The sequence below is a fragment of the Cupriavidus sp. 01L46 genome (genome assembly GCF_056399905.1).
The window spans coordinates 1-9,440 of sequence record NZ_JBFTSF010000252.1 but is presented as its reverse complement, the minus strand read 5'-3'; the positions used below and the strand labels follow the sequence as shown (position 1 = coordinate 9,440).

General features: G+C 61.9%; 9 protein-coding genes. 4 read left to right on the top strand and 5 right to left on the bottom strand.

What is annotated here, in order from left to right; genetic code table 11:
- Window positions 1-361: YbhB/YbcL family Raf kinase inhibitor-like protein (locus tag AC1DS3_RS30080; RefSeq protein ID WP_477128548.1), on the bottom strand; the 361-nt coding region annotated here is incomplete at its 3' end.
- 433 nt (window positions 362-794) lie between these two features.
- A complete protein-coding gene (gene pdxR / locus AC1DS3_RS30075) occupies window positions 795-2,324 on the bottom strand; it encodes a MocR-like pyridoxine biosynthesis transcription factor PdxR (RefSeq protein ID WP_477128547.1) in 1,530 nt (509 codons plus the stop codon).
- Window positions 2,325-2,513: 189 nt separating this feature from the next.
- Here pdxR and AC1DS3_RS30070 point away from each other — a divergent pair, with 189 nt between their 5' ends.
- From AC1DS3_RS30070 to AC1DS3_RS30060, 3 genes are all read left to right on the top strand, one after another.
- Window positions 2,514-3,266, top strand: coding sequence for an SDR family oxidoreductase (locus AC1DS3_RS30070; RefSeq protein WP_477109701.1), 753 nt, complete (start codon window positions 2,514-2,516; stop codon window positions 3,264-3,266).
- 83 nt (window positions 3,267-3,349) lie between these two features.
- Window positions 3,350-3,829 (top strand): carboxymuconolactone decarboxylase family protein, encoded by a 480-nt coding sequence (locus AC1DS3_RS30065; protein WP_441632101.1) that lies wholly within the window; start codon window positions 3,350-3,352, stop codon window positions 3,827-3,829.
- 4 nt (window positions 3,830-3,833) lie between these two features.
- Window positions 3,834-4,238 (top strand): cupin domain-containing protein, encoded by a 405-nt coding sequence (locus tag AC1DS3_RS30060; RefSeq protein WP_441632103.1) that lies wholly within the window; start codon window positions 3,834-3,836, stop codon window positions 4,236-4,238.
- Window positions 4,239-4,317: 79 nt separating this feature from the next.
- Here AC1DS3_RS30060 and mprA read toward each other — a convergent pair whose 3' ends face one another.
- On the bottom strand, window positions 4,318-6,081 hold the full coding sequence (mprA, locus tag AC1DS3_RS30055) for an MprA protease, GlyGly-CTERM protein-sorting domain-containing form (protein WP_477128546.1): 1,764 nt from the start codon (window positions 6,079-6,081) through the stop codon (window positions 4,318-4,320).
- A gap of 747 nt (window positions 6,082-6,828) precedes the next feature.
- Here mprA and AC1DS3_RS30050 point away from each other — a divergent pair.
- On the top strand, window positions 6,829-7,422 hold the full coding sequence (locus AC1DS3_RS30050) for a helix-turn-helix domain-containing protein (RefSeq protein ID WP_477128545.1): 594 nt from the start codon (window positions 6,829-6,831) through the stop codon (window positions 7,420-7,422).
- 18 nt (window positions 7,423-7,440) lie between these two features.
- On the opposite strand, the gene AC1DS3_RS30045 is transcribed toward AC1DS3_RS30050, so the two are convergent.
- Window positions 7,441-8,391 (bottom strand): NAD(P)H-dependent flavin oxidoreductase, encoded by a 951-nt coding sequence (locus AC1DS3_RS30045; RefSeq protein ID WP_477128544.1) that lies wholly within the window; start codon window positions 8,389-8,391, stop codon window positions 7,441-7,443.
- Window positions 8,392-8,558: 167 nt separating this feature from the next.
- On the bottom strand, window positions 8,559-9,440 hold an 882-nt coding region (locus tag AC1DS3_RS30040), incomplete at its 5' end, for a ferritin-like domain-containing protein (RefSeq protein ID WP_477128543.1).

Sequence of the window (9,440 nt, the reverse complement as noted above, 5' to 3'; positions counted from 1 at the left end):
GCGCATAGAGCTTGTGGAAGTAGCGATGACGGCCGATTGGCGGGCAGGGTCCGCCGTAGCCTGTGCGATGCCAGTCGTTGTGGCCCTCGCGGGTGCCCGCCGGCAGGCTGGCCGGCGCCACGCCTTCGGCCAGCGCCCCCGGCTCGGGCGGAAGGTTGTACAGCACCCAGTGCACCCACGTCATGCTCGGCGCGGCCGGATCCGGCGCGTCGGGGTCATCGACGATTAGGGCCAGGCTGCGCGTGCCGGGCGGCATGCCCGTCCATGCCAGCGGCGGCGACATATCGGCGCCTTCGCAGGTCAGCTTACCGGGAATCTCGCCGCCATGGGCGAACGCCGTGGAGGTCAGGGTGAGTGGCATGACTGTCCTCGTCTGAGCATGAAGTGCCGGTGCGAATACACCGGCCCACGTCAGCAGCAGCGAAAGAAAAACATATGGCACAGCATCGTGCTCCGCCATCGATGCACCACGCTTTCACGGCGCCGGCCTCGAATTCGCTTGTGATGCTGGCGCCGTACACGCGGCCGGGAGCCCGGCCGCCCGTTCCAACTTAGTGCGGATCTCGGGGCGATGCAAGCGCAAGCGGTACGTGCGGCCAGTGAGCTATGAGGGGAATCCGGGCCACTAAAGGCGCGCCCCGGCGCGCATAGCGCGATACGTCCAGTGTAGTGGCCTGGATGCGCAGCAGGACCGCGGCCTGCCGCCCTGCCCGCCCTGCCGCGGGCACCCTATTCGCCCCCCCCGCTCTGACGCGGTCTCCGTATTCGGGATCTCTAGGCCCATGCCCCGGGCGTCAGCTGTCCAGGCACCCGCGCAACGTTCGTGCGAGACGGCCCGCTTCCGCCGCATCGACGATATTCGCGAAGCCCATCACGAGGCCGCGTGGCGTGCGCTGCATACGGCCGTTCGCATACCAGATCGAGAGTGGCAGCACCGCAAGCCCCGCCTCGCGGGCACGCGAGGCGACGGCGACATCGTCGACCCGGCCAGCGGGGCCTTCGGCAAACTGCACCGCGAACTGGATTCCACCGGGCGGAAAATCGACAATCAGCCGCTCGCCAAACGCCTGCTCCAGCGCGTGCGCGATCAGCATGCGCCGCTGTCCGTACAACGCGCGCATTCGCTTCACGTGCCGCGCAAAATGCCCCTGCTCCATGAAATCTGCCACGGTAGCCTGAAATAGCATTGGCGAGCCGGCGTTCATGCTGCACGCCACCCGCCCAACGCGCTCGACAGCGCGCTCCGGCACGACCGCATACGCGAGCCGCAAACCGGGAAACATCACCTTGCTGAACGTGCCGCAATAGATCACGCGATCGTGCCGGTCGAGGCTCTTCAATGCCGGCAATGGCCGGCCCAGATAACGGAACTCGCTGTCGTAGTCATCTTCGATGATCCAGCGAGACGCATTCTCTGCCCAATCCAGCAGCGCCATACGTCTTGCGAGCGACAGCGTGTGCCCGAGCGGGCTCTGATGCGATGGTGTGACCAGCGCGAAGCGCGCCAGCGGATCCAGTTTTATGCCGCGCTCGACGTCGATCCCTTCGTCATCCACCGGCACCGGCACGAGTTGCATGCCAGTCTCGGCCAGAAAGCTGCGCGCGAGCAGATAGCCGGGATCCTCGAACCACATGCGATCGTTGGGGCGCGCGAGACTGCGCAACACGAGTTCGAGCGTCGCGCGGTAGCCGCTGGTAACGAACACCTGTTCCGGCAGGCAGGTTACGCCGCGCGACAGTCCGAGATAGGTGGCGATGTGTTCGCKCAGCGGCCGATAGCCAGCCGGATCCGGGTACGCGAGCACCGCGCGTTCGCCGCTACGCGCGCGACGCGAAACGAGCCGGTTCCATACCTTGTGCGGAAACGCGTCGAGCGCGGGCAGCCCTGGTTGCAACGGCCGCGGCTCGCCGCTCATGGCGACGGTAATAGCCTGCTGGCGCGGCGCCGGTTGACCACCGCTCGATGCGTCTGGCGTCTTCGGCGTGTCTGTTCCTTCCGTGCCCTGCCTGCCGTGCGCGTMTTGAGGGCCTTGCCCATATGACGAACGCATCACCGAGGCCGGTAGCGACGGCGATACGAACGTGCCCGCGGCACCGCGCATCTGCAGGTAGCCCTCGTCGACGAGGATCGTATAGGCCAGTTCAACTGTGCCGCGTGCCGTGTTCAGCTGCGTGGCGAGGCTGCGCAGCGCGGGCACGCGATCGCCGGGACGCAGATGCCCTGCCGCGATCGCCGTCCTGAAACGCTCGCAAATTTGCAGATAGATCGGCGACTGTTGCTGCCGATCGACTTTGATGGTCAATGCGGGAGTCGGTGCGGTCATGACGGTCTCGGGGGCATGGGGGAGCTGAATCCACTTGGACTAGTCATATGGAAAATTCTTGGCCCTTTTCTATAGGTCATGATTATTCCACAATGACTTCAGGCAATGCGACGGCGACGGGCACTTTCAAGCGATCCACACCCACCGCGCGCCCCACGTGTTCATCTACTCTCATCTGGAGAATCTGCCATGAAGATCGTCGTAATCGGTGGTTCCGGCCTGATCGGCTCGCGTCTCGTGTCGCTGCTCAGCGAGGCAGGCCATACGGCGCTTGCCGCATCGCCGCGTAGTGGCGTCAACACCGTGACTGGCGACGGCCTGAGCAACGCGCTCGTGGGCGCGGACGTCGTCGTGGATGTGACGAACGCGCCGTCATGGGAGCCACGGGCGGTGCTCGACTTCTTCCGCACTTCGGCGCGCAATCTCGGCAAGGCCGAAGTGGCCGCAGGCGTGCGCCATCACGTCGCGTTGTCAATCGTCGGCGCCGATCGCATGCTGGAGAACGCGTATTTCGCCGCCAAGGTCGCGCAGGAACAGGCGATCGAAGCGGCGGGCGTGCCGTACACGATCGTGCGCGCGACGCAGTTCATGGAGTTTATCGGCGGCATCGCTGATTTCAGCACGGACGGCGGCACCGTGCGCGTCGGCGACGGACTGTTTCAGCCGATCGCCGCGGACGACATCGCGGCGATCCTCTCGCAGATCGCGCTTGCGGCACCACGGAACGACACGGTCGAAATCGCCGGCCCGGACCGCGCGCCCTTCGCAACGATCATCGCGCGTTATCTGAAATCGGTAGGCGACGCACGCCCGGTCGTGACGGATCGCGATGCACGGTACTACGGCGGCCTGGTCGAGGAACTGTCACTTGTGCCGCTCGGTGACGCGCGTATCGGCCGCATCAGTCTCGACCAGTGGCTCGCGCAGGCTAAAGGAGGTTGATTGCAAGTTGCAATCCCGCGGAGTCCATCCCCTCGTGCAACGCTCGGATCCGCGCATCACGCTCATCTCACCAGGAGAGAATCATGACGCAACGCCTTAACTACTTTCAGCAATCCCCGGAACTGTCCAAGAAGCTCGTGGAGCTCGGCTCACTGCTCCAGAAAACGACGATCGAGACGCACGTCCGCGAGCTCGTCGAGCTTCGCGCATCGCAGCTCAATGGCTGCGCTTTCTGCGTCGACATGCATATCAAGATGGCGAAGATCCACGGCGAGCGCGAACTGCGCCTGCATCACGTGGCGATCTGGCGCGAGTCGACGCTGTTCTCGCCGCGCGAACGCGCCGCGCTGGCATGGACCGAGGTGCTGACCAACCTTCCCGCCCAGGGCGTGCCAGACGACATCTACGACCACGTGCGTACCCAGTACTCCGAGAAGGAGCTGTCGGATCTCACGTTCCTCGTGGGCGCGATCAACAGCTGGAACCGACTGAACGTGGCGTTCCGCATGGTGCCCGGCTCGTCCGACAAGGCATTCGGGCTCGACAAGGCCAATCTGGAGTGATGCCATGAAGACGATAGTTTCCTTTGCAGTAACCCTGATGTGGTCGTGCCTGATGATTGCGCGGCCGGCCATAGCCGCGCCGGAAGCGAGTGTTGCGCCGCTGCTCTCGGAATCGTTGCCTGAGTATCCGGGCAAGGAAGTCCAGATGATCGTTGTGGACTATCCGCCTGGCGCGGCCGACCCCGTGCATCGCCATGACGCACACGCCTTCATCTATGTGCTCGAGGGAAACATCGTCATGGGCGTGAAGGGCGGCAAGGAGGTGACACTCAAGGCCGGAGATACGTTCCACGAAGGCCCCAACGACATCCACACTGTCGGGCGCAACGCCAGCGCCACGCAGCCGGCCAGGTTTGTCGTGTTCCTGATCAAAAAGAAGGGCGCGCCAATCCTGACCCCGGTGAAGTAGCTGAGTCGTTCGTGCGGGCACCGGTCGGACAGACCAGCGGCATATCGCAGCCCGCAGATTTCTGTCGGTCTGGTCTGAGTCAGCGGATGCGGCGGCGACCTACGAAGGCCAGCAAGCCGCCCGCAAGGAGTAGCACCGCCTCGAAGAGACTAAACGCGCCGCCACCACCCCCTTCCCCACTTGGGGTGCTACCACTACTTGTGTTGGAAGCTACCGCTGCCGACAACTGCACACTGGTGCCCGCCGACAGTCCTGAGGCGTCGTCTGTCACGGTCAGGCCGAACTGGTAGTCGCCAGCCACCGTGGGGGTGAACGAGGCGATCGCCGCGTTGGCATTCAGCAACGTAACCCTCGGGCCGCTAAGCTGGGTCCAGGCATACGAGACGTTGGCGCTGCTGGACTGGCTGCCATCAAGCGCCACCGTCGTGCCAGTACTCACCGATTTCGGCGCGATCGCCGACGCGTTGGGAACAACGGCCTGCGCTGCCAGCGTAACGGCCCCGGATGCGTCGAGCATGCCGGCGCCGCAAATCCACGTGTTGCAGCTGGAGTCTACGAAGGACCGGGCACTCTTGCGCAGCAGTTGGCGTACCGCGGTTGACGTCAATGCCGGCCGCAACGCAAGCATCAATGCTGCAACGCCAGCAACCTGTGGAACGGCGTTGCTGGTGCCGATCCCAACCGAGTTATAAATAGGTGAGCCATTGTTATCGTAGGACGTGGCGCCGATGTCCCCCAACGACCAGCCATAGACTGGATCAGGCTGCGTCACCGAGCCGCCACCTCCCGGGGCAGCAACCRCAATTGCCGGGCCAAAATTGCTATACGAACCGAGGGTGCCGGCGTAAGTCAATCCGGCAACGGCAAGCGCGCCATGACATGTAGCGGGCGTTGTCACCGGGCCACTTTCGTTACCCGCTGCCACCACCACCACGGCTCCCTTGGCGCTTGCATCTGCAATGGCCGCCTGCGTTACCGCATCGCACTTCGAGACTCCGGCAGCGCCAAGACTCATGCTGATGACCCGAGCTGGGTTCGGGTTGGCAGGAACACCAGGCACGCTGGAACCTGCAGCCCATCGAATAGCATCTGCGACGTCGAAGCTGCTCGCCTGGCATTCATCCATGACCTTTACCGGCAGAATAGACGCGTTCGGGGCGACACCCGCGATGCCCGATCCGTTGTTGGTTGCTGCTGCCGCAATGCCTGCCATGTTGGTACCGTGGTAGACCATCGCCGGCGCGCTGCCGTTCTGCTGGGCAGAGTTGGCGCATTTCGCTCCAAAGGCCGACGGCTGCGTGTTGGTGCCACGGCCGGTACGCGTGATGAAGCTGTAGCCCGGGAGCATCTTGCCCTGTAAGTCGGGATGGGTTGCATTCACGCCGTTGTCGATAATGGCGATCACGATGCCATCGCCCTTGCTGCTCGACCAGGCATTCACCGCGTTGATCGCGCCCTTGGCATTTCCCGGGATCGCCGGGTCGTGCAGATTCCATTGGTCAGGGGCTAGATGGGGATCGTTCGGAATCCAGCCGCCGTTCAGCGTGTTCGTCCGATGGTGGGTTTCCGCTTCGACCCAATCCACGCCGCGGATCGTCCGCAGGGCATCCAGGATGCGAGCGCGCTCCTGGTCATTGATGTTGTCCGGCAGCGAAATCACCCAGGCGTTCCCGGACATCAGGCGAACCATTTTGAGATCCGCCCCGGTGGCGCTGCGGAAGGTCTGGATGACGGCCTCCGCATTGGACGCGCCATCGAACTTGACGGCCACCTGCTCACCGGCCTGTGCCGCCCCMGCGAGCAACAGCGCTGCGCAAACACCAACCAACCATTTCTTCTTCACATTCTTCCTCCAATTTGCGCAACCTCCGAAAACAGATCGCCAGGTAGGAAGCGGTGTCCGCGTGAGTTGCTGCGGCGATTTGAAAACGACGAACCAGGTGGGATCTTGGACCGACTTCTATACAGCGCGTGAATTCTCGCGGCTAACCTAACCGCCTGCCTATTCGTAAAATTACAAGTGTTGTCTGAACATAAAAATCCGAATTTTCTCACAAAAAATCGGACTAGTCCGATTCCATCATCTCGTTCAATCTGCTAGGTTCGCCATTGAGGACCATCCGCGAAGACCACTTGAAAGCCTGATGGATAGACAAACAACACAGGCATGGAGAACCTGTATGTTCAGATATCTCTTGTAGACATATCCGATCTTGACCTTGCGGCAAGTCGTTATAGCCGTGTCAAGGATGATCTGCAGGAGCCATGGATGGCGTTAGATGCATTGGCCCGTGAGATGCGAAGTCCTCTATTTGCCTCGCGAGCGCGATTGTTTTCTTATGTGTTTACGTTTTTATAAGTACGACAAGGATAATTAGATGATAAATTTATTTTGAATTTATGTAATTGAATTTAACGAAGTTAACTTATAAAACTATAGCGGTATGAAAATAAAAAATAGTCTACCGATTAACTTTCATTTTTGCATTCTGATTTTGGGCGACGACAATCGTGGGGGGGATTCGGCGGATGGATTGCACGTTGCACTGACTATGCCAGCATCAGGCTTCCACCTTGCAGAGGCGAAGCTGTGACAGCATTTGATCCTGGGATTTTGCAGCTTCTTTATACGGCCTGCGCAAGTCYTTCTGCATCAGCGGGCCGCGTGTCCTACGCGCCTGGGATTGCAATCCCGCTGGTCGTGCAGGAGTTTGGAGACGTCGGGATAGACTTTCCCCCCGTAGCATCTCCATTTCGATGGAGCGGCCCCGCCCTGCCGCAGTTGCTTTYCGCTGATCTCATCGAGAGCGCCTTCTATGGGCCGGACGGCTCAGCGTCGCGGCTTCTCATCCAGAGCACCCCTCCTMCCGACGTCGGCTCGATCCTAGCTGCTCACGCGAGACTTCACGCTGCCTATGACGATGCCTATTCAACGATCACTGAAGCATCGAGCAGTCCTGCTCGATTAAAGGACAGGGAGAAGAATGTGCTGGCGTATGCAGCGCTCGGCCTGTCTAGCAAGGAGATCGGGCAAGAGCTTGGGATTTCAGCGCGTACCGTGGACTACTATGTGGATATCGCGCGCGATAAGCTAGGCGCCCACAATCGAACTGAAGCGATTGTTCGAGGAATCCTCACGCGCCAGATTTGCGCGCTMAAACTGCCAGGTGAGCGGAAGACGTAAGGCATCGCGGGTGTGCGATCAGGCTTTCACGGAGCCGTAACGCGCAGCCAGTCCGTCCACAGCGTGGCTGAAATCCCGAATCGTTTCTTCAATGATTTGCCGTACCGTTTTCACGGAATCAATACGCCCGCAAACCTGACCGGTCAGCGGAACGGCCGCCTCCATGTCGCCGCCGAAATAGAGTTGCTGCACGCCRGCGAATTCGCTTTTGATACTMTCCGGAACCTGCTCTTCGATCCGGGACGTGCGTGCCGTGCGCAGGGCCCGCAGCGCCGGGCCATTGCCGCCGCGATTGAGAAAAACGGTGTCCGTTTCGCGGGCGTCGACAATGGCGTTCTTCCAGTTGTCGTGAACGGGCGACTCGACCGACGACAACATGCGCGTGCCCATCTGGATCCCCTCGGCACCCATGGCGAACGCCGCCGCCATGGTGGCACCGTCGCAGAAGCCGCCGGCGGCGATGACCGGGACATCGACCTTCGAGCAGATCAGCGGCAGCAACACCATTGAGGCGACATCACGTTGATTCTTGAAGCCACCGCCCTCGCTGCCTTCCACAATCAGGCCATCCACGCCGGCGGCGAGCGCCTTGAGCGCGCCGGCCAGCGTGGGCACCACATGGAAAACCGTCAGGCCGGCAGCCTTCAACTCAGCGCAATAGCGCGTCGGGTCGCCGGCGGATGTGGTGACGAAGCGGATTCCCTCGTCGACGACGAATTGCACGATGGCCGGGTCGCGCACATAGGTCAGGGCAATGTTGACGCCGAACGGCTTGTCGGTCAGTTCGCGCATCTTGCGAATCTCACCACGGATGGTGTCCAGTTCGCCAGATGAGGTCTCGATAATGCCCATGCCGCCGGCATTGGAGACTGCCGCGGCAAGCTGGGCCCGGGCGATCCATCCCATGGGAGCCTGGACGATAGGATGCTGGACGCCAAGCATCGTTGTGACGCGATTGTGTATGGTCATGCCTCTTTGTCTCCGCTCGGTAACCCGTGATCGTTGATTGGGCATTCTATTTCGCAACGCCGATCCAATGCAACTGGTTGCATATTCATGGCGCCATGCTTACCGAACTGAGGCAACGAATGCAGGCGGGCCCGGCCAGACAGGCCGGGCCCGCAGCCAAGGCCGCTTCAGTGTCCGGCTTCGGCCTGCGCGGCCTCAATCGACTCCATCACCACGCGGCGCGCGTCAAATTCCTCCGCGATCTTCTGGTCCTGCGCGAACTGCGCCTCGACGTCGACATTGGCGAACTCGATCGCGCCCATGTCGGCAAACGCGGCCTGCACGCGCGGGCTCCACAGGCCGATATCCTTGACGGTCGGCACGATCCGGCTGAACAGCCGCTGGCGGAATTGCCGCATGGTCTCGGACTCCCGCACGGCCTTGGCGCACTCGTCTTCCGGCAGGCCGAGGCGGCCCCAGACTTCCTTCTGGTCGAAGCGATCGCGCATCAGGTAGCAGGCCTCGATCACGAAGTCCTCGCGCTCCTTGCGCTCGGCTTCCGTCAGTTGAGGATAGTAGCCGCGCAGCGCAGTACGGCCGAAGGCAACGTGGCGCGCTTCGTCCTGCATCACGTAGGCGTTGATCGACGCCGCCAGCGGATTCTTGGAGAAGTCGCGAATGCGCTGGAACGCGGCCAGCGCCAGGCCTTCCACCAGTACCTGCATGCCGAGGTAGCAGAAGTCCCAGCGCGAGTCGGTCAGGATGGTTTCGAGCAGCGATTTCAACCCGGAAGTGATCGGGTAGATGATCCCGACCTTCTCGTGCAGCAGGCGCGAATAGGCTTCCACGTGCCGCGCTTCGTCCATGGTCTGCGTGGCGGCATAGAATTTGGCGTCCATCTCCGGCACCATCTGCACGATGCGCRCAGACACCATCAGCGCGCCCTGTTCGCCATGCAGGAACTGCGACAGCGAATGCGCCTGCTGGTGGCGGCGCACGTCGATGCGGTCGTGTTTGCCCATCTTTTCCCATAGCGGCGTGCCGTAGATCGGGATCATCCGGTCATCGAG